Origin of the sequence: Akkermansia sp. UBA7090 (assembly GCF_002493465.1) — a bacterium.
GTDB lineage: Bacteria > Verrucomicrobiota > Verrucomicrobiia > Verrucomicrobiales > Akkermansiaceae > Akkermansia > Akkermansia muciniphila_A.
Map to the genome: position 1 here is coordinate 59,810 of NZ_DKYW01000008.1, position 17,919 is coordinate 77,728.

At 51.0% G+C, this 17,919-nt stretch carries 21 protein-coding genes; 12 read left to right on the forward strand and 9 right to left on the reverse strand.

Features of this window, described 5'->3' with window-relative positions; all coding sequences use genetic code 11:
• Positions 1 to 7 precede the first annotated feature (7 nt).
• The 11 genes from guaA to B3075_RS02510 all read left to right on the forward strand — a co-directional run bounded on the left by guaA (position 8) and on the right by B3075_RS02510 (position 9,739).
• Positions 8 to 1,531 (forward strand): glutamine-hydrolyzing GMP synthase, encoded by a 1,524-nt coding sequence (guaA, locus tag B3075_RS02465; RefSeq protein ID WP_290489438.1) that lies wholly within the window; start codon positions 8 to 10, stop codon positions 1,529 to 1,531.
• Between the two features lie 219 nt (positions 1,532 to 1,750).
• Positions 1,751 to 2,023, forward strand: coding sequence for a hypothetical protein (locus B3075_RS02470; RefSeq protein WP_290489436.1), 273 nt, complete (start codon positions 1,751 to 1,753; stop codon positions 2,021 to 2,023).
• Positions 2,024 to 2,501: 478 nt separating this feature from the next.
• On the forward strand, positions 2,502 to 2,603 hold the full coding sequence (locus B3075_RS10390; protein ID WP_343125170.1) for a helix-turn-helix domain-containing protein: 102 nt from the start codon (positions 2,502 to 2,504) through the stop codon (positions 2,601 to 2,603).
• Between the two features lie 9 nt (positions 2,604 to 2,612).
• Entirely contained in the window at positions 2,613 to 4,094 is a 1,482-nt protein-coding gene (locus tag B3075_RS02475; RefSeq protein WP_290489434.1) for an Eco57I restriction-modification methylase domain-containing protein, read from the forward strand.
• The gene (locus B3075_RS02480; RefSeq protein WP_290489432.1) at positions 4,091 to 5,011 is read left to right on the forward strand and encodes a BsuBI/PstI family type II restriction endonuclease; all 921 of its coding nucleotides are present in this window, start codon (positions 4,091 to 4,093) and stop codon (positions 5,009 to 5,011) included. The genes B3075_RS02475 and B3075_RS02480 overlap by 4 nt, the downstream gene beginning before the upstream one ends.
• Positions 5,012 to 5,085: 74 nt before the next feature.
• Complete coding sequence (locus B3075_RS02485; protein WP_288928169.1) at positions 5,086 to 5,892, forward strand: toll/interleukin-1 receptor domain-containing protein; 807 nt, start codon at positions 5,086 to 5,088, stop codon at positions 5,890 to 5,892.
• A 29-nt stretch (positions 5,893 to 5,921) separates the two neighbouring features.
• Complete coding sequence (locus B3075_RS02490; RefSeq protein WP_102737660.1) at positions 5,922 to 6,527, forward strand: sugar O-acetyltransferase; 606 nt, start codon at positions 5,922 to 5,924, stop codon at positions 6,525 to 6,527.
• Positions 6,524 to 7,162 carry an HAD family hydrolase gene (locus B3075_RS02495; protein WP_290489428.1) on the forward strand — a complete coding sequence of 213 codons (639 nt, stop codon included), beginning with the start codon at positions 6,524 to 6,526 and terminating at the stop codon, positions 7,160 to 7,162. Before B3075_RS02490 ends, B3075_RS02495 begins: the two co-directional genes overlap by 4 nt.
• Positions 7,163 to 7,180: 18 nt before the next feature.
• Positions 7,181 to 7,906: an NYN domain-containing protein gene (locus tag B3075_RS02500; RefSeq protein ID WP_215833645.1), complete on the forward strand. Its 726-nt coding sequence runs from the start codon at positions 7,181 to 7,183 to the stop codon at positions 7,904 to 7,906.
• Between the two features lie 109 nt (positions 7,907 to 8,015).
• On the forward strand, positions 8,016 to 9,002 hold the full coding sequence (locus B3075_RS02505) for an AEC family transporter (RefSeq protein WP_094136721.1): 987 nt from the start codon (positions 8,016 to 8,018) through the stop codon (positions 9,000 to 9,002).
• Positions 9,003 to 9,259: 257 nt separating this feature from the next.
• Entirely contained in the window at positions 9,260 to 9,739 is a 480-nt protein-coding gene (locus B3075_RS02510) for a hypothetical protein (protein ID WP_215833646.1), read from the forward strand.
• A gap of 150 nt (positions 9,740 to 9,889) precedes the next feature.
• Here the strand turns inward: B3075_RS02510 and B3075_RS02515 are convergent, their stop codons facing one another.
• The 8 genes from B3075_RS02515 to B3075_RS02550 form a co-directional block, all read right to left on the reverse strand.
• Positions 9,890 to 10,957 (reverse strand): 3-deoxy-7-phosphoheptulonate synthase, encoded by a 1,068-nt coding sequence (locus tag B3075_RS02515; RefSeq protein WP_290489424.1) that lies wholly within the window; start codon positions 10,955 to 10,957, stop codon positions 9,890 to 9,892.
• Between the two features lie 155 nt (positions 10,958 to 11,112).
• On the reverse strand, positions 11,113 to 11,754 hold the full coding sequence (locus tag B3075_RS02520; protein ID WP_290489423.1) for a type II secretion system protein: 642 nt from the start codon (positions 11,752 to 11,754) through the stop codon (positions 11,113 to 11,115).
• 163 nt (positions 11,755 to 11,917) lie between these two features.
• Positions 11,918 to 12,397, reverse strand: a complete 480-nt coding sequence (gene secG, locus B3075_RS02525; protein WP_094136717.1) for a preprotein translocase subunit SecG — start codon at positions 12,395 to 12,397, stop codon at positions 11,918 to 11,920.
• Positions 12,398 to 12,438: 41 nt separating this feature from the next.
• A complete protein-coding gene (locus B3075_RS02530) occupies positions 12,439 to 12,777 on the reverse strand; it encodes an aspartate 1-decarboxylase (protein WP_012419798.1) in 339 nt (112 codons plus the stop codon).
• A 73-nt stretch (positions 12,778 to 12,850) separates the two neighbouring features.
• The gene (ribF, locus tag B3075_RS02535) at positions 12,851 to 13,786 is read right to left on the reverse strand and encodes a riboflavin biosynthesis protein RibF (protein WP_290489416.1); all 936 of its coding nucleotides are present in this window, start codon (positions 13,784 to 13,786) and stop codon (positions 12,851 to 12,853) included.
• Between the two features lie 4 nt (positions 13,787 to 13,790).
• Positions 13,791 to 14,525, reverse strand: a complete 735-nt coding sequence (gene truB, locus B3075_RS02540; RefSeq protein ID WP_290489414.1) for a tRNA pseudouridine(55) synthase TruB — start codon at positions 14,523 to 14,525, stop codon at positions 13,791 to 13,793.
• Positions 14,522 to 15,499, reverse strand: coding sequence for a DHH family phosphoesterase (locus B3075_RS02545; RefSeq protein WP_290489413.1), 978 nt, complete (start codon positions 15,497 to 15,499; stop codon positions 14,522 to 14,524). The genes truB and B3075_RS02545 overlap by 4 nt, the downstream gene beginning before the upstream one ends.
• Before the next feature lie 123 nt (positions 15,500 to 15,622).
• Entirely contained in the window at positions 15,623 to 15,790 is a 168-nt protein-coding gene (locus tag B3075_RS02550; protein ID WP_179218443.1) for a hypothetical protein, read from the reverse strand.
• Between the two features lie 189 nt (positions 15,791 to 15,979).
• On the opposite strand from B3075_RS02550, the gene B3075_RS02555 reads away from it, so the two are divergent.
• Positions 15,980 to 16,831, forward strand: a complete 852-nt coding sequence (locus B3075_RS02555; protein ID WP_290489412.1) for a metallophosphoesterase — start codon at positions 15,980 to 15,982, stop codon at positions 16,829 to 16,831.
• 104 nt (positions 16,832 to 16,935) lie between these two features.
• On the opposite strand, the gene B3075_RS02560 is transcribed toward B3075_RS02555, so the two are convergent.
• Positions 16,936 to 17,910: a glycosyltransferase family 8 protein gene (locus B3075_RS02560; RefSeq protein ID WP_290489411.1), complete on the reverse strand. Its 975-nt coding sequence runs from the start codon at positions 17,908 to 17,910 to the stop codon at positions 16,936 to 16,938.
• Positions 17,911 to 17,919: the final 9 nt, after the last annotated feature.

Sequence of the window (17,919 nt, forward strand, 5' to 3'; positions counted from 1 at the left end):
CTCCCACATGGACGACAAGCACCTCGTAGCCGTCATTGACTTCGGCTCCCAATACACCCAGCTCATCGTGCGCCGCGTGCGCGAACTGGGCTACATGGCCAAGCTGTATGCGCTGGAAGACTTGGACCAGATTCACGAACCCGGCGCCGTCATCCTTTCCGGCGGCCCCAAAAGCACCACGGATGCGGACGCCCCGGACATTGACTTTGAATGGCTCCAGAGCCTGAATGTCCCCGTCCTGGGCGTGTGCTACGGCATGCAGCTGCTGAACATCAAGCACGGCGGCACCGTAAAAGCCAGCAACAAGCGGGAATACGGCCCCGCCGCCCTGCTGCCGGAAACCTGCACGGGCCTGTACCGGGACATGTCCCCCTCCTCCCAGGTATGGATGAGCCATTCGGACACGGTGGACCATCTGGCGGAAGGCTGCCGCGTCATCGCCCGCAATGCGGAAGGCGTCCCTGTCTCCCTCCAATGGGGAGAAACCACCTTCGGCATCCAGTTTCATCCGGAAGTGACCCATTCCCATGAAGGGCGCACAATCCTGCGCAACTTCCTTTCCTGCGCGGCCAACCTCAAAAAATTCGACATCGGAGACTTTAAAAGGGAACTCATCCGGGAAATCCGGGAGCGCGTGGGCGACAAGCAGGTGGTCTGTGGCGTCTCCGGCGGCGTAGACAGCACCGTGCTGGCCGTTCTGCTGCATGAAGCGGGCGTGAACATGCGCGCCATCTTTGTGGATAACGGCCTGCTCCGCAAAAACGAGGCGGAGGAAGTGCGGGCCAATTTCGCCCGCATGAACGTGGAAATTGAAACGGTGGATGCTTCCGAACGCTTCCTGGCGGCTCTGGATGGAGAAAGCGATCCGGAAAAGAAACGCCGTATCATCGGAGGCCTGTTCATCGACGTTTTCTGGGATGCCGTGGGAGACGCGGAAATGCTCGCCCAGGGCACCCTGTATCCGGACGTGATCGAAAGCGCCTCCAACGCCAAATCCAAGGCCTCCGTCATCAAGACCCACCACAATCGCGTGGAACGCGTGCTGGAACTCCAGGCGCAGGGGAAAGTATTGGAACCCCTGGCGGAACTGTTCAAGGACGAAGTGCGGGAACTGGGCGCTTCCATGGGCATCCCGCATGACATTCTGTGGCGCCACCCCTTCCCCGGTCCCGGCCTGGCCGTGCGCTGCCCCGGCGTGGTCACCAAAGAACGCCTGGACATCATCCGGGAATGCGATGCCATCTTCATCGGCAACCTGAAGAAATACGGTTGGTACGACAAAGTCTGGCAGGCCTACGCCGGCCTCATTCCCGTAAAAACGGTGGGTGTGAAGGGGGACGAACGCTCCTATGAATGGGCCACCAACCTGCGCGCCATCGTGTCGGAAGACGCCATGACGGCGGACTGGGTGGAACTCCCCCCGGCCCTGCTGAGGGAAACCAGCAACCGCATCCTCAATGAAGTAAAGGGCATCAACCGCGTCCTTTACGACATCTCCACCAAGCCCCCGGCTTCCATCGAGTGGGAGTAAATAAAAAGTGAATGTAATGGGATATAAAACTTTGAGAATAAATATTTTCGAAAACTTTATTTCCCATTTGAAAGCAAAATGATAGCAGATATCCAAGTTGTTTTGTTTGTTCTTGTTTCAAGGGTCAAGCAGTTTGTAGGTTAAGCTATCGCATTCCATCCTATAGTAAGAGCAAAAAGGTCCTGCTGACTTTCTGTAAAAGAAGGTTGGCAGAGTTTTTTGTTATTCTTTGAGATCGGTAAAGAGTATATCATCTACACAAAGATTTTGCCGTATTTCAAAAAACGCAAGCTCTCGGAGATCACCACCTATGACGTGATCGACTGGCAGAACGAGACACGGCAGCACACAGAATCAGATGGTAAAACCTATTCACTGGACTATCTCAAGAATGTCCACACCCAACTGAGCTACATTTTCAACCACACTGTCAAGTATCACATCTTGCAGATCAATCCTGCTGCAAAGACTGGCAATATGGGCAACGAATAACTACTGGTGTAACAAAACGGGTGCATTCGGGTACCACCAAAGGAAAACCGGCAGATTGAAACCTTTGCCAAGATCTTCAGACTGGCGAAGCAAGACTATATCACCTGCCACCTGACCTGTAGGGACGTGATTGTGCAAGGCAATCCGAGAACTGAGCAACCAGCTTGCCGCTGTACAGGGCGAACTGCGTCGCATTGAAGTGGGTTGGTAGGGCGAAAAAAACAGGATTAGAGCCCAATCAAGCACTGCTGCCCGTGGAAGCAACTAAGCTCCTGCGGGTGACTTTTTCTTTATAGAGAACATCTCATATTCTGATGAGATTATCTTGTGGACATCGTCGATTTGTGCTATAATATAACTAGCCTAAATTTGGAACAGAGAATTGCGATGCCTATTTTCTACAATAAACCCCGGAAGTTGTTGACTGATAAAAAAACAAACCGGACAGATTTGAAAGACACATCCGGTATCAGCTTCAATGTACTTGCCAAGATGGAAAAAACGAAGCCATCTGGAGAGTTTATATAAGATTTGCGCTGCATTAGGTTGCGACATTGGCGACATAGTGAAGATTTTGTAAGTGATGAAAATGATTGATCATATTTGTACGGCTACAGCCGAGTACATTGCCCGTATGCCAAAGCCTAAAAGGAAAAAATACGGACAATTTTTTACAAGCAAAGAAACTGCTGTTTTTATGGCGGGACTGTTTTCAATTCCTCAAGGGCGTAATCCTCTCCGCATCCTTGATCCGGGTGCTGGCTCAGGTATTCTTTCTATCGCACTCATTGAACGACTGGAATCTATTGCTGAGCTTGGTACCATAGAACTCGTTTGCTATGAAAATGATCCCAACATTGTTAACTTGCTACGTTCAAATCTGGAGTGGGCATGTAAACAGGCAGCGAAAGATATTTCTTATAGAATCGTAACTGATAATTATATCCTCGGCCAAATGCTTGATTACAACGGCATGTTAGGGGCAAATCCGGCTGCTGATAAGTTCGATATGGTTATTGGTAATCCGCCTTATATGAAGATTGCAAAAGACGCACCAGAGGCAATAGCAATGCCGGATGTATGTTATGGCGCACCTAACCTGTATTTTCTGTTTGCTACTATGAGTATGTTCAACCTCAGGGAGGCTGGCGAGATGGTGTATATCATCCCCCGTTCGTGGACATCCGGTGCGTACTTTAAGCAATTCCGCAGACGTTTCTTTGAAGAAGGCGCATTAGAGCATATCCATCTCTTTGTTAGCCGGGAAAAAGTATTTGAGAAAGAGAGCGTTTTACAAGAGACTATTATCATCAAAGCAAAAAAAAATACAAAAAATCCTGAAACCATTACTATTACCACCACACAGAGTAACGCAGATTTCTCCAATCGGACTGTTTTTGAAGCCCCCTATTCTACGGTAGTAAACGGAAATGACTGTTATGTTTATCTCGTGACTAACGGCGAAGAAGTTCAAACCTTAAAAAAACTGAATCGGTGGACAGATACACTCCCGGATATTGGGCTAAAAATGAAAACTGGGTTAACCGTTGATTTTCGGAATCGTGAAGCATTGCGTGATTCCGCAGAAGACAATGCTGTTCCACTGTTTTACTCACAGCACATTCAAGACGGAAAGGTGGTATTTCCTGCGGGGAAAGAACATGAGTACATCGTTACTAAACAAAGTGGACTTTTACAAGAGAACACTAACTATCTGTTTGTAAAACGCTTTACAGCAAAAGAGGAACACCGTCGTCTGCAATGCGGTGTGTATTTAGCCCGAAAACATCCTGAATATACGAAGATCAGCACGCAGAATAAAATCAATTTTATCAGCGGACTCCGTGAATTATCAGAGTGTGTTGTTTATGGACTCTATGTGCTGTTTAATTCTACATTGTATGACAGCTATTACCGGATTTTGAATGGATCAACGCAGGTAAACTCTACCGAAGTCAATTCTATGCCGGTTCCTCCCATAAACACGATTGAAGCGATGGGAAAGGAACTGATCCGTGTTAGGGATATGTCGGAAGCAACTTGTGACAATATTTTAAGGAGCTATATATGAGTAAATTAGAGGAAGCAAAAGAAATACTCAATTCTTTGAAAGTGCCCGCAAAGCAACAGAATGGCATGTGCTGCTGTGTCTTGCTTGCGATGGCAAATCTGACAGAAAAACAGTCATGGGGTTCTGCCACAAATAATTGGATTCGAATTCACGATGTTATTGCATTTGCAAACAACAATTACGGGACGACTTATGCAGAAAATAGCCGTGAGACCTTCCGCAAACAAGCCATGCACCATTTCAGAAATGCAGCATTCATTGAGGATAACGGAAAGGCAACCAACAGCCCCAACTACCGCTATCGCTTAACAGATGAAATGCTGAGTTTGATTCAGAGTTTTGGTACGGCGGCCTGGGAAAAAAACTGGAAGCAGTTTATAGAAAATCACGATTCACTTGTTGACCTCTATACCTCCAAGCGCACTATGCGAAAAATGCCTATACGGATTAATGGTGAAACTTTTACTTTTTCACCTGGAAAACATAATCAACTACAAAAGGTTATTATTGAGGAATTTGCATCTCGCTTTGCACCTAGCACCGAATGTCTTTATGTAGGGGATACTGAAAAAAAAGATTTGTTTAAAAATTCAGAAAAGCTTCAAAGACTTGGATTCACAATTACACTCCACGATAAAATGCCAGATATTATACTATACTCTGAAGAGAAAAATTGGCTGTATTTTATTGAATCCGTTACTTCTGTTGGGCCAATGGAGCCTAAAAGAATTAAAGAGATCGAAGAAATGACAGAAGGAGTTACAGCGGGTAAAATTTATGTAACTGCATTTCTTGACTTTAAAACTTTTAAGAGGTTTTCCGAAACGCTTGCTTGGGAAACAGAGGTTTGGATTGCAGATATGCCGGATCATATGATTCATTTGAATGGGGACAAGTTTTTAGGACCGAGAATCTAGAGATTACAACATAGTATTTATGCTTTGAAGCAGAAGTAAATAGCTGATTTTAAAAAGAAACAGGAGGAAAAAGTATGACTATCGCTAATGAAATTATTCAAAAAGAGTATTCAGAAATAATCAAGAATAAATATCCTGAATATAGCGCTTCTTGGCCTATTGTTAGTGGATATAATTTGATGATTGGAGAATATGGTAATTATATAATCTGTATTTTTAAGCACACAGGTAATAGAGCAATGGTAGTAAGTTCAGTTGTTGATTTTAGTATTGCCAATACTGGCGTATCGACAATTATTTTGTCAAATATAGATAGTGTTCGAGATAAAGTATTTTCTTCTTTCCATTTATCTCTTATGGATTCCGTCGTTATACTTTCAAAGGACGGTAGTAATTTGAAAAGTGAATTACAAAAACTTCTAGAAATACATGAGTGTGTGATGGGAGTAAAAAAGATGAAAATTTTTCTGAGCCATAAAGGGACAGATAAACCGTTGATTAGACAATATAAAGAGACATTGGATATATTGGGGTTTGATGTATGGTTAGATGAGGACGCAATGCCAGCAGGAACAGTTTTACATAGAGGAATATTACAAGGATTTAAGGATTCTTGTGCTGCTATTTTCTTTATTACCCCCAATTATAAGGATGAAGGTTTCTTAGAAACTGAAGTTAATTATGCAATAAGTGAAAAAATGCAAAAAGGTGATAAATTTTCGATTGTAACCATTGTATTTACTAATAGTGATGGTAAAATTGGAGAGGTACCAGAACTCCTAAAGGAATATGTATGGAAACAACCACACAACCATTTAGAGGCATTTCAAGAAATTATTAAGGCATTACCTGTGAAAGTAGGCGAGGTTCGTTATAGATAATTCGGTAATAAGGATTAAGAAAGGAGAAAATAATGACTGAACTGGAAAAATGTATGGCGGGCGAATGGTATGACTGCCATGACAAGGTGTTTCTGGAATTCAAGAACAAGACGCACCGGCTCCTGATGAAATACAATTCCCTGCCTTACGACCATAAAGAGGAAAAGCGGCAGGTGCTGCAGGAAATGCTGGGCAGCATCGGCGCCAAGGTCTCCATCGGCCATTCCTTCATCTGCGATTACGGCCGCAACATCCATATCGGAAACAACGTCACCGTCAATACGGGCTGCACGTTCGTGGACTGCAACAGGATCACCATCGGCAACAATGTGCTGATCGCCCCCAACGTACAGATTTACACCGCTACGCACCCCATTGATCTGAATGAACGCCTCACTCCCGTGGAAACGGATGAAGGAATTGAATACATCCGCCATACCTACGCTCTTCCGGTAACAATAGAAGACGGCTGCTGGATTGGCGGCGGCGTCATTATCCTGCCCGGCATTACCATCGGAAAAGGAAGCGTCATCGGAGCCGGCAGCGTGGTCACCAAAAATATTCCTCCCGACAGTCTGGCGGCGGGGAACCCCTGCAAGGTTATTCGTAAAATCAACGGAAGTCGGGAACAATGATCAAGCTGATCGCTTTTGATCTGGACGGAACCATAGGGGACACGGTCCCCATGTGCATCAGGGCATTTGAAAAAGCGGTTTCTCCCTACGCCGGCCACACGTTGAGCGAACGGGAAATCACGCAGACGTTCGGCCTGAATGAAGTAGGAATGATCAAGAAAGTCGCCGGAGAAAAATGGCGGGAAGCTCTCTATGATTTCTACCCGGTTTATGAAAAAATGCATCAATCATGCCCGGCTCCGTATGAAGGCATACGCGAATTGATAGAAACCCTGCAAAAGGCTGGCGTGCTTATCGCCCTGATTACCGGGAAGGGAGACAAAAGCTGCCGTATCACGCTTGAGCAATTCGGCATGCGGGATTTATTCTGTTCCGTCAAAACCGGAGCGGAAGACAGGCCCAATAAAGCAGAAGCCATTGAAGAGCTTCTGCATGACTTCCACTTGAACAAAGACGAATTTTACTATATCGGGGATGCGGTTTCAGATGTGGCCGCCTGCAACAAAGCGGGGGTGACCTGCCTATCCGCCGCCTGGGCAACGACCGCAGACGTCAGCGGATTGAAAAAAGCCAATCCCTCAAAGGTTTTTCCCAGCATAAAGGAATTGACATTATTCCTGTCCATTGAGAAATAATTAGAAGACACTCCTCACTTGGATAAGGAAAACATGATGGGAAAATTTCAAAAACTGGCCCTTCTGATTGATGCTGAAAACGTCGCTCTGGATAAGCTTGAAAGCGTCATTCAGGAAATATCTGCATATGGCCGTATTGTGATTCAAAGAGCCTATGGCGACTGGAGCAAGGAAAGTTTAAAAAACTGGAAAGACTCGCTAAACCGGTTTGGCATAAAAGCGGAGCAGCAATTTAATTATACTCCTAAAAAAAACTCGACGGATATGGCGTTGACTATTGACGCCTTGGATTTATTGTATCAGTCATCTTACGATGCCCTCGCCATTGTTTCGAGCGACTGTGATTTCACTCCCGTTTCCCTATATGTCAGGGAACATGGTGTTTATGTAATTGGTATCGGAGAGAAGAAAACTCCAGAGGCTTTTAAAAAAAGCTGCAATGAATTTATTTTATTAAAAACTGCTGACTCTAAAATAGATAATACACTACAAAATAAGCCTTCTCAATCTGGATCAGAAAAACGAAAAAAAATCCCTGAGTCTATTCATAAATTACTTAAGGAGGCATTTGAAACGCACAAAAAAGAAGGATGGGTAGCCTTATCTCGGGCATCATCTTATATTAAAAATAAACAACCTGATTTTTCTTTAAAAGAATACTATTCCAAATTTTATAAACTCATTCAGGATTTTCCGGAAAAATACAAACTTGAAAAATCGCATACAAAATATCAATGCAAATAAAATTATAGAGTTATCTTCTATAACTATATTCATCTGATTCTATCTTGGAACAGGAAATAAATTCCTGTTTTTTATACGCTCATTTAACGCAAAAACAGTTCCTTCTGCCATGGATACCGGCGCCGTCATCCTCACCACCTTTCTCTCCACCATTCCCGTTTATCTTTTCTTTGCCACGGGTTTCTATCTGCGCCACAAGCAAGTCATCCAGGCAGACCATGACGCGCCCATCATGCGCATCGCGATGGATGTGGCCTATCCCTGCCTCGTCTTCCACAGCATCATGAAGTACATGGTACTCTCCGGAAATGAGACGCTCAGCAGCGTTTCCTTTTCCCTCCAGGCCATCGCAGCCGGGGCCCTGGAACTTCTGCTGGGCATCGCGGCCGCATGGCTGGTCGCGAAAATGCTGCGCATGCGCATCGGCACGGGCCTTCGTACGTTCACCCTGACGGCGGGAGTGCAGAACTACGCTTTTTTCGTCATTCCCATCATCCAGATGCTGTTTGCCGCCGGCAACGATCCCACGCTGGGCGTCCTTTTCGTCCACAATGTGGGGTGTGAACTGGTCGTCTGGAGCATCGGCGTCATCATCATCGCGGGCGGCCCGGGCAATCTGAATATGGGCGTTTTCTTCCGCGGCCCCCTGCTGGCCGTTATCGTGGGCCTGGCTCTTGCCTGGTCCGGTTTGGGAACCTATGTAGCCCAACCGCCCCTGATGAAGACTCTTGAAATGATCGGCAACTGCGCCACTCCCCTCTGCCTGATTCTGTTCGGCTGTTCCATGCGGGATTTGTGGCATAACATGAAATGGGAACCCAAACCCATCATTTGCGGCCTGCTGACGCGCCTGGGGCTGGCCCCCGCGCTGCTGCTCCTGATGGCTTATTTCCTGCCAGTGGATGATTATATCAAGCGCGTCATCATCATCCAAGCAGCCATTCCCTCCGCCGTCATTCCGGTCATTCTGGCTAAACGTTTCGGCGGTCATCCGGATCTGGGCACTCAAATCCTGCTGACAACGACGGTGGCTTCCTTCCTCACGCTGCCCTGCTGGCTGACCCTGGGTTCCACCCTGGTCGTACCATTGTATTAACGGGTGGAACCACGGCATCAATCCCGGGACAGCCTGAAGCGTGCCGCCTGCCCAAAATCCTCCGGTTTTCCGAATGACTCCGTCTTGTTTCCGATGTCCCGCCCCCTGATGGCAAAAGCCGATCCGCAGGATTTGGCGGCGGAACAATCTTACTGCTGAAATATCCGCATTCTTTCCGTCTCCATACCACATTTTCATGCTGAAGCTTCCCCACCTTTGGGTTGACTCCCCGGACAGATATGTATTGAATGGAATCCATGAAATTTCCTGCTCCTTTCTGCGCCGCCCTGCTGCCGGTCCTGTTTTCCTGCGCGGAGCAGGTTTCCCGGATTAAACATGTGCGGGAGGTTCCCTTAAAAACCACGGTGGTTCCTGCGGAAGACGTAGGCATGCACCATACCCAGGCCACTTACCTGCTGCACGGCGCCGTCTCCCAGCAACAGCGTCTTCAGCGTCTGGGCCAATACTACTTCGTCACCTGGAACGATGCCAATCCGGAACAGGCGGCAACCCTGGTCATGATGTATCGCCAGGGAAAAACAGGTTCAGCCGTCCTGACGAAATCCATTTCCTATCCTGCCGGGAGAAAAGGCGGCACGCAAAACTCCGTTTTCGAATTTATCGGGGATGAAGCCAAGGGAAAAGGGGAAATCCTCGCATGGAAACTCGTCCTGAAGGACAACCGCGGCAAAACGATTTCCGAACGCCATTCCTATCTGTGGGGGGACGAGTATTGACTCTTCGGCAAAAAACACCAAAGAGCCAATAAAATCATCCGGATATGAAAAATGAACCCCGCAGTGTCCGGCTGCCCCGTCAGCCAAGGCATAGCCGTTCCAGCCTTCAACTCCGTTGATAATCCTCCGCCTCCGGAATATGGGAAAGCTTTACGCTTCCTGCCGTTTGGCACGGCGTCTGCGGACAGCGGCGGCAAGGGTTTCCAGCACTTCCTCCGTCGTCTCCCAGCCAATGCACTGGTCCGTGATGCTCTTGCCGTACACCAGGTCGGAACTCAGCGGCTGGGCTCCTTCCACAATGTTGCTTTCAATCATCACGGCCACAACCTGGTCGGACCCGTTGGATATCTGTTCCGCGATATTGGCGGCTACAGCCGGTTGTTTGCGATAATCCTTGCAACTGTTTCCGTGGGAGCAATCTATCATGATGCGGTTGTTGATGCCGGCCTTCTGCAAGGCCGCTACCGCTTCTTTTACATGCTCTTCATCAAAGTTCGGCCCCAGGGAGGAACCGCGCAGAATCAGGTGGCAGGACTTATTGCCCGTAGTGGAAACAATGGCGGAAACTCCCTGCTTGGTCACGGAAAGGAAGCAGTGCGGGCAGGAGGAGGAAACAATGGCGTCCACAGCAATTTGCAGGCTGCCGCTGGTGCCATTCTTGAACCCCACAGGCATGGAAAGCCCGGAAGCCAGTTCACGGTGCACCTGGCTTTCCGTAGTGCGCGCGCCGATGGCGCCCCACGTGATCAGGTCCGCAATATACTGCGGCGTGATGGTGTCCAGGAACTCGGTGGCCGCGGGCACCCCCATGTCCCCCAAGCGCAGCAACAGCCCGCGGGCCATGTGAAGGCCGCGGTTAATGTCAAAGGTATGGTTCATAAACGGGTCGTTGATGAGGCCCTTCCAGCCCACGGTGGTGCGGGGCTTTTCAAAATACACGCGCATAATAATCACCAGATCCTTTTCAAAGCGCGCCATTTGTTCCTTCAGGCGGGAAGCGTAATCCACGGCAGCCTGGGGATCATGGATGGAGCACGGCCCCACCACCACCAGCAGGCGGTCGTCATGGCCGGAAATGATGTTCTCCGCATTCTTGCGGGTCGTAGCCACCATTTTGGCGATCTCCGTGGTCGCCGGATAATCCTTGATTAAAATGGCGGGGGAAATCAGGGGCTCAATGTCTTGAATGCGTATGTCGTCTGTTTTGAACCAGTTCATGTCTGAGGCTTATTGAGAGGTTTTTGAGAGAAGTTGAAAAGAAAAAAATACGGTTTGAAGCCTTTATGCCTGAATATGCCGCGGGGTCTCACGGCCATAAGCCGGAAGCCCCTAAAAAACCGACGCTGCCTCAAGACAGGAGGCGCTGCCATGCATTACCAGGAAGTCACATTGTCTTCCGTCAATTCCGGATTGTTGATATGGCCGTCCTCCGTGCTGCCCTGCTTGTCCTTGCCGGTGCTGTAAACGGCCACATTCTTGGTCATCATGCGGGAACCGACCTGGACACGGGGAGTGCGGTCGTCAGGGTTGGCATTCAAAATAATGTAATAGGGGGATTCCCAGGGATCCATCAGGCCCACACGGCCGCGGCTTTCGAAGAACAGGCCGGGAGCGCCTTCCACGTCCGTAGTGGTCGTATTAAAATAAGCCGTTTTTCTGGGGTTCAGCTTTCTGTCCTCATCTGCCCGGTCCATGTAATTGGTCAGGATGCTCATGATGCGGCTATCATCGTCCACGGCGGTTGTCACGTAATACTGTCCGTCTTTGCGGGCCTGCTTGGCCATTTCCCGGCCGCTCCAGGCCACGGGAACTCGGCCGTTGTCCAGCATGTAATTTTCCACAGCCGTCTGCAGGCCGTTGCAATCGCTCCGCGCCGTCGTAACCTTGGATTTTTCCATCACGCCGTTCACCACCGTCATGGCGATTCCGGCCAGCGTCAGAATAATGGCGATCACCACAAGCAATTCAATCAACGTGAATCCCTTGGATTTACGGTTCAAAAAAGGTGTCTTCATACTTTGCCAAGAGTAGCGCAATTACAGTTCAGGGCAAGCGGAAAACAGCCGGCGCCGTTAATTTCAAAACCTGTTTCCGAAACGGCATACAAACGGAACAAGCCCCGGCACACAAACGCCCCGGCGTCTTCCGACAGCCGGGGCGTTTAAAAAGAATATTCCCTTAGTTGGCGGGAACAGAGGGTTCCGCAGGAGCAGGGGCCGGAGCCACCGGCGCGGAGGAAACCGGAACCTGAGAAGAAGCGGCTTCCGCCTCAGCGGCGCGCTTGCGCAGTTCCTCCTGCTGGAGTTCCTCCGGCGTCTTGGCGGGAACGGAGGCTTCCTGCCTGGCGGCAGCTTTCATCATTTCCGGGCTCAACAGACTTTCCGAACTCTTAACATGCTGACGGTTGATCAGCATGCCCAGCACCAGGCAAAGAACCATGAACGCGGTTCCAAAATATACCGTAGCTTTTTTCAGCACATCCGTCGTCCGGGCGCCGAAAGCCTGGTCCGTGATGGCTGCGCCAAAGGCGGCGCCCAGCCCCTCCTGCTTGGGCCTTTGCATAAGCACCACCCCCAGAAGGAGAAGCGATACAACCACCAGGACGGCAAAAAGCAACTGGATGCTGATATTGAGCGAATCTGCTAAAAAAAGGTTCATGAGCGCGGGGAGTATGTGTGAATTCGGATGATTTGTAAAGTCTAGGAAATAATTTCGTTATGTTCGTTGCAGACGATTTTTTTGGGGATGATGGGCTTGTCCGACAAAGCAAAACTCATAATAACCACCCGTTCGCCCGTCTTGATTAAATGGGCTGCGCCGCCGTTCATGATGATGTTCCCCGTGCCGGCAGGCCCCTGGAGAGCATACGTTTCCAGACGGTTCCCTGAGGTGACGGAGGCCACAAGAACTTTTTCTCCCGGCCACAAATCCACGGCGGCCATCAGATCGGCAGGAATTTCAATGCTGCCTTCATACTGCACATCGCCACGGGTAATCATGGCGCGATGAATTTTTGATTTTAACTGCTCAACCAACATGACGTTCGAACAACAAACCCCCGATCGCTCTTCCGGTCAAGCCGTCATCCTCCATTTTACGGTTTTCTGTGTCTTACTCACCACCCTTCAGCACTTTTTCCGCATGGGCGGCATCACGGGCAAGCTGGCTTTTCAATTCTTCCAAAGAAGGGAATTTGATTTCCGGCCTCAGGAAACGGACCGGTTCCACTTCCATCTCCTGCCCGTAAATATCCCCCGGCCAACCGAATAAATGCGTTTCCAGCAAAAGCTCTCCCGCGTCCCCTTCTACGGTGGGACGCACCCCCAGATTGGCTACGCCTCCGTATTTTTTGCCGTCCACCCGGGCGCGCACGGCATAAACGCCATGGGGGGGCTGCAACCCGCAACCGGGCCTCATATTGGCCGTGGGGTAGTCCAGCAGACGCCCCAACCGGCGCCCGTGAATCACCAGCCCCTTCCAGCGGTAGGGACGGCCAAGCATGCCGGCGGCCTGCAAAAAATCCGCCGCGCGCACGGCTTCGCGAATCCGGGTGCTGCTTATGCGCTCCCCGTCCCGCAAAATGGGAGGAACGGCCGTCACTCGGAACCCGTAGCGGCAGGACAACAGGCGCAGGGTCTCTACATTCCCGGCCCGGCCGCGGCCAAAATGCCAATCCTCTCCCACGGCAATCTGCGCCACCCGGCAGGAGGAACAAAGTTCCCCGATAAACTCTTCCGGACTCATGGAAGCCAGCCTGGAAGAAAACTCCAGCGACAGCACCGCCTTCACCCCCAGCTCTTCCATCAGAACAAACTTTTCCGCATCCTCCGCTATAATGGCGGAAGGCACGCTTTCCGGCTTCACCTGGGCCAGCGGATGGGTGCGGAAAGTCAGAACAGCGGGAATTCCTCCGTCACGGGCAGCGCCTTCCACCGCTGCGGCAATCACTCCGGCATGCCCCAGATGCACCCCGTCAAACATCCCCATGGCCCAGTGTACGGGGGCGAAAAGGCGTTTTAATTCCTTGAATTCCCGGCAAATGACCATATTGCTACCCGGCAATCAGAATATCCGCCAGCTCCCGCAGGGAAAGCATGGCCCGGAACAGTTCCTCCCTGGGAGCGGTTTTCAGGGTATCCACCGTAATGGCGCGGTCCAGCGTAAAAGAACCGGACCTGGTGCGCCGGAGGGCGCTCAAATGCGCTCCGCAGCCCAGCGCCTTCCCGATATCATAAGCATAGGAACGCACATAAAAACCTTTGGAACATTGAACGGTAAAATCTACTTCCGGAATAGCCACGCGTGAAATCCTGTGGCCGAACACTTCCACAGGCCGCGGTTCCCGCACAACTTCCTGACCTTTCCGGGCCAGCTTGTACAGCGGAACCCCGCCCTTTTTAATAGCGGAAACCATCGGAGGGATTTGTTCAAAAGCGCCGTCAAACCGGTCAAACGCCTCGCGCACGGCCTGTTCCGTCACTCCGTCCACGGAATACTCCGCCACTACTTCTCCCATGGCATCCTGAGAGGAAGTCTCCACGCCCAGCATGAGAGTTCCGGCGTATTCCTTGTGTTCGCACATCAACTTGTCCTGAAGCTTAGTCGCCTTTCCTACCACCAGCATCAGCAGCCCCGTGGCCATGGGGTCCAGCGTGCCGCAGTGGCCTATTTTCTTAATTCCCAGGGAACGCCGCGCAATCGCCACCACATCGTGGGAAGTCATGTCCCACGCCTTGTCAATCAACAGGACGCCCGAAGGAACCTGGATGGAATCTGAAACATTCATGAAATTTTCTGTCGGAGCACTCGTTCCACTTCTTCCCGCATGGCCTCCAGGATGGTAAGGCGCACTTCGTCAATAGGCCCCCGGATGCGCACTCCGGCGGCCATGGCATGGCCGCCGCCGCCGAAACGGGAGGCAAGCTCCGCAACGGATATTTCAGGAGTCTTGGACCGCAGGGAAATACGGATGCGGGGATCGTCCTCCGTTTCTTCCAGATAAGCGGCCAGCCAGACTCCCTGCACGGAACGCAGAAGGTCTATCAGGCCCTCCGTATCTTCCGGACGGCTTCCGATTCGCGCTTTTGCCTCATTCGTCAGGCAGAATGTGCAAATCCTGCCGTCCGGCGTCAGCTTCATTCCGTTCAGCACTTCGCGCATCAACTGCATTTTCACCCACGGCTTCTCCTGGTAAAGCTGGCGGTTGACGTCCTGGACGTCAACGCCCATCCGGATCAAATCCGCGGCCAGCTCCATGACGGCCGCCGTCGTCATCTGGTACTGGAAGGACCCCGTATCCGTACTGACGGCCACGTAAAGAGCGTCTCGCATCACGGGAGTGACGTGAATGCCCAGATACTTGAAAAAATAATACAAAACCGCCCCCGTGGCGCATTCGTCCGGCAAAACACACTGCACGTCTCCAAACAGCTCATTCGTCCGGTGGTGGTCGATGTTCGCCCACACCTTCACTCCCTCCAAAGCCCTCAGGCTGCGTTCTCCCAGCCTCTTGAGAGCGCCGTTGTCCACGGAAATGGCAACTTCCACGTCCACCGGATCATCAGGCGTGGGAATGATATTCTCCACACCCGGCATAAAGGCCAGATTGGAAGGCACCCCGTCCTCGTTCATCATCACCACCTTCTTTCCCATCTGCTTCAGGGCCTCCCCCAAAGCCAGCGTGGAACCGATAGCGTCGCCGTCCGGGTGGACATGCGCAATTACCGCAAAACTGCCATGGCTGCGGATCAGATCCGCCAAGGGCGCGAATTGAGGACAATGTTTCCAATCTTCCATATGTACTGCCGTGTTTTTATAGAAAAAGCCGCACCTGGACAATCACCAAGTGCGGCTTGAAAAGTCGTACTTAATCCCGGAAGAGGATTACTTCTTGGACTTCATGACCACCGGAGCCACATCCATGGCGGGCTGGTTCAGGTCATTGAACTTGGGAAGGGGGGTCAGGGGCGGAGCGCCCTGATCCTGGCAGCAGCAGGAAGCCATGATGCTCGCCGCGAAAGCGGCAAGAGCCATAACGGTAATCTTCTTCATATGCGTGGTTAAATGATGAGTGATAAAGGATATGAAAATATCTTGGAGCATAAAAGCATACCATGCGGGCGCCCGTCAATCAAATTTGCGAAAATCTCCCAGGGAGGGCCCTTCTCAAAAGGCAAGACGCATAAATCGCTCGCCCGGGGTTATCCGTAATTATAATCTCTGCCAAACTGTATCCCTTTCATGCCCTTTTCCGTCAAAATACTCCGGTTTTTCGGCATTCTCCTGCTGAGCCTCTGCGCGCTTGGCGTGGCCGGCATGACCTGGGCGTACCTGATAGAACCCAATCTTCTGTTTGTCCGGAAAGTGGACTACCGCGTCCCCCAGTGGAAAGGAAAGGGAACACCCGTTAAAATCGTTATTGCCGGCGATTTGCACCTGATGCCCACCGCATTTGATGAAGTGAGGGCTCTGCGCTATGTTCAGAGGATCATGCAACTTCATCCGGACCTGATCCTGCTGGTCGGGGACTATGCCCGGGGAAGCAGCGAAAACGCCAGCATGGATCCCGCTACGGCCGCCCGGCTGCTGAAAGGCCTGGTTGCCCCCTGCGGAGTCTTCGCTATCCAGGGAAACCATGATTTCACCTTCGGCTGGAACAACTGGAGCAGGGAACTGAAACAGGCGGGAATCACCGTGCTGGAAGACCAGAGTGCTCTTGTCACGTTCAAGGATGGAAGGCGGCTCCAGCTTTCCGGAATACTGGATACGACGCGCAATGCCAGAAGACGGCTTCCTAAACGCCAGTCGCCGAACATCCCCCATTTCCTGCTTTCCCACCGTCCGGAAACGAACCGCATACTTTCCCGTGGAGACGCGGATATCGTCATCAGCGGCCACACCCACGGAGGCCAGGTTTGCCTCCCCTTCGGCCTCCTGCGGTTTGAAGCCAGCCCGGACCACTCCGTACCCTACACTTACCCCTGGCACATCTCCAGCGGCAATACCTATCTGATCACCAAGGGACTGGGAACCAGCACGCTTCCCCTCCGCTTCAACTGCCCTCCGGAGATCTATCTGCTGGAACTGCATTAACCCATTCCCCCGCTAAAATACAGACCCTCCTTTTTCGGTTCTCGCGCCCGCTCTATCCCGGCGCGCCCAAGACAAACGAAAAAAAACGGACGGATGCTATATTTTCAGACAGGTTGTTGGTCAAACCTTTCCTTCAGCCTTAAAATCTTTCTCGCCGTCAGCCGGTAAACAGGCCGGTAAAGGTGCCTTTTCAAGACGGCCGGGAGCGTTCTTCCTGGCAGCGGGCCGCGCAGCAGCCCGGCTTCACGCATAACCCGTTCGTAACGTTCCCCCTCATAACGCCAATTATACCGCCAGGGCTTGTGCACCCCCTGGTAATGAAGAATGCCCGGTTCCAGAGCCGCTTCCACCGCCTGACGCGGAGTAACGCCGCGCCAGAACCGTTCCCGGGGATCGTTCTTCAAAATGCGGCGCGTCAGACCGTCATGCCAGTTCCAACGCGGGTGCAGCGGCACAGTCAGTTCGCACAGGGTTCCATTTAAGGCATCCTGATCCGGGCAAGTCAGCCTGTCCCGGTGAGTAACGGCGTAATCCAGCACAGCCCTGACCAGATTCCTTTCCCGGAAAACATCCACATTCATGAGCAGCACGCCGGAATTGAAATATCCCGTGCAGGTCAGCGGCATCTCGAGACGCTCGTTAAAATGAGAACCGGGTCTGGAAAAATTCTCAAACACCACCCCTACCGCTTTCCCGTCCATATCCGTCCGGAACAGCTCCGTTAAATCCCGGCAAACCAGAACGTCAATGTCCAGATACAGAATATTGCCCCGCTCTTCCTTCAATAATTCCGGGATGAACACGCGTCCCCAGGCGGGCACCGGCCATTGTTCCGTATGGGGAAAGTCGTGCTCTTCCAGAATTCCGGAAACGTCTATGAATTCCAGACGGCAATCGAACGGAGCGGCCAGACGCTCCACGCTTGCCCGGTTCTCTCCGTCAATACCGTCGGAAAGCACGTAAATTTTGTAAAAAGTCTCCGGCCCGGCAGTATTCAGGAGAGAAAAAACAGTAACGCTCAAAGGCAGGATACCCCGGTTGTCACTGGCTAGGACGACGGCAAATTCATTCTTTTTCATCGGATCGTT

Coding starts and splice junctions, on each gene's coding strand:
- B3075_RS02560 (WP_290489411.1), bottom strand. CDS start 17,910: ATGAAAAAGAATGAATTTGCCGTCGTCCTAGCCAGTGACAACCGGGGT.
- B3075_RS02510 (WP_215833646.1), top strand. CDS start 9,260: ATGAAATTTCCTGCTCCTTTCTGCGCCGCCCTGCTGCCGGTCCTGTTT.
- B3075_RS02475 (WP_290489434.1), top strand. CDS start 2,613: ATGATTGATCATATTTGTACGGCTACAGCCGAGTACATTGCCCGTATG.
- B3075_RS02485 (WP_288928169.1), top strand. CDS start 5,086: ATGACTATCGCTAATGAAATTATTCAAAAAGAGTATTCAGAAATAATC.
- B3075_RS02555 (WP_290489412.1), top strand. CDS start 15,980: ATGCCCTTTTCCGTCAAAATACTCCGGTTTTTCGGCATTCTCCTGCTG.
- B3075_RS02550 (WP_179218443.1), bottom strand. CDS start 15,790: ATGAAGAAGATTACCGTTATGGCTCTTGCCGCTTTCGCGGCGAGCATC.
- B3075_RS10390 (WP_343125170.1), top strand. CDS start 2,502: ATGTACTTGCCAAGATGGAAAAAACGAAGCCATCTGGAGAGTTTATAT.
- secG (WP_094136717.1), bottom strand. CDS start 12,397: ATGAACCTTTTTTTAGCAGATTCGCTCAATATCAGCATCCAGTTGCTT.
- B3075_RS02515 (WP_290489424.1), bottom strand. CDS start 10,957: ATGAACTGGTTCAAAACAGACGACATACGCATTCAAGACATTGAGCCC.
- B3075_RS02520 (WP_290489423.1), bottom strand. CDS start 11,754: ATGAAGACACCTTTTTTGAACCGTAAATCCAAGGGATTCACGTTGATT.
- ribF (WP_290489416.1), bottom strand. CDS start 13,786: ATGGTCATTTGCCGGGAATTCAAGGAATTAAAACGCCTTTTCGCCCCC.
- B3075_RS02495 (WP_290489428.1), top strand. CDS start 6,524: ATGATCAAGCTGATCGCTTTTGATCTGGACGGAACCATAGGGGACACG.
- B3075_RS02530 (WP_012419798.1), bottom strand. CDS start 12,777: ATGTTGGTTGAGCAGTTAAAATCAAAAATTCATCGCGCCATGATTACC.
- B3075_RS02480 (WP_290489432.1), top strand. CDS start 4,091: ATGAGTAAATTAGAGGAAGCAAAAGAAATACTCAATTCTTTGAAAGTG.
- truB (WP_290489414.1), bottom strand. CDS start 14,525: ATGAATGTTTCAGATTCCATCCAGGTTCCTTCGGGCGTCCTGTTGATT.
- guaA (WP_290489438.1), top strand. CDS start 8: ATGGACGACAAGCACCTCGTAGCCGTCATTGACTTCGGCTCCCAATAC.
- B3075_RS02505 (WP_094136721.1), top strand. CDS start 8,016: ATGGATACCGGCGCCGTCATCCTCACCACCTTTCTCTCCACCATTCCC.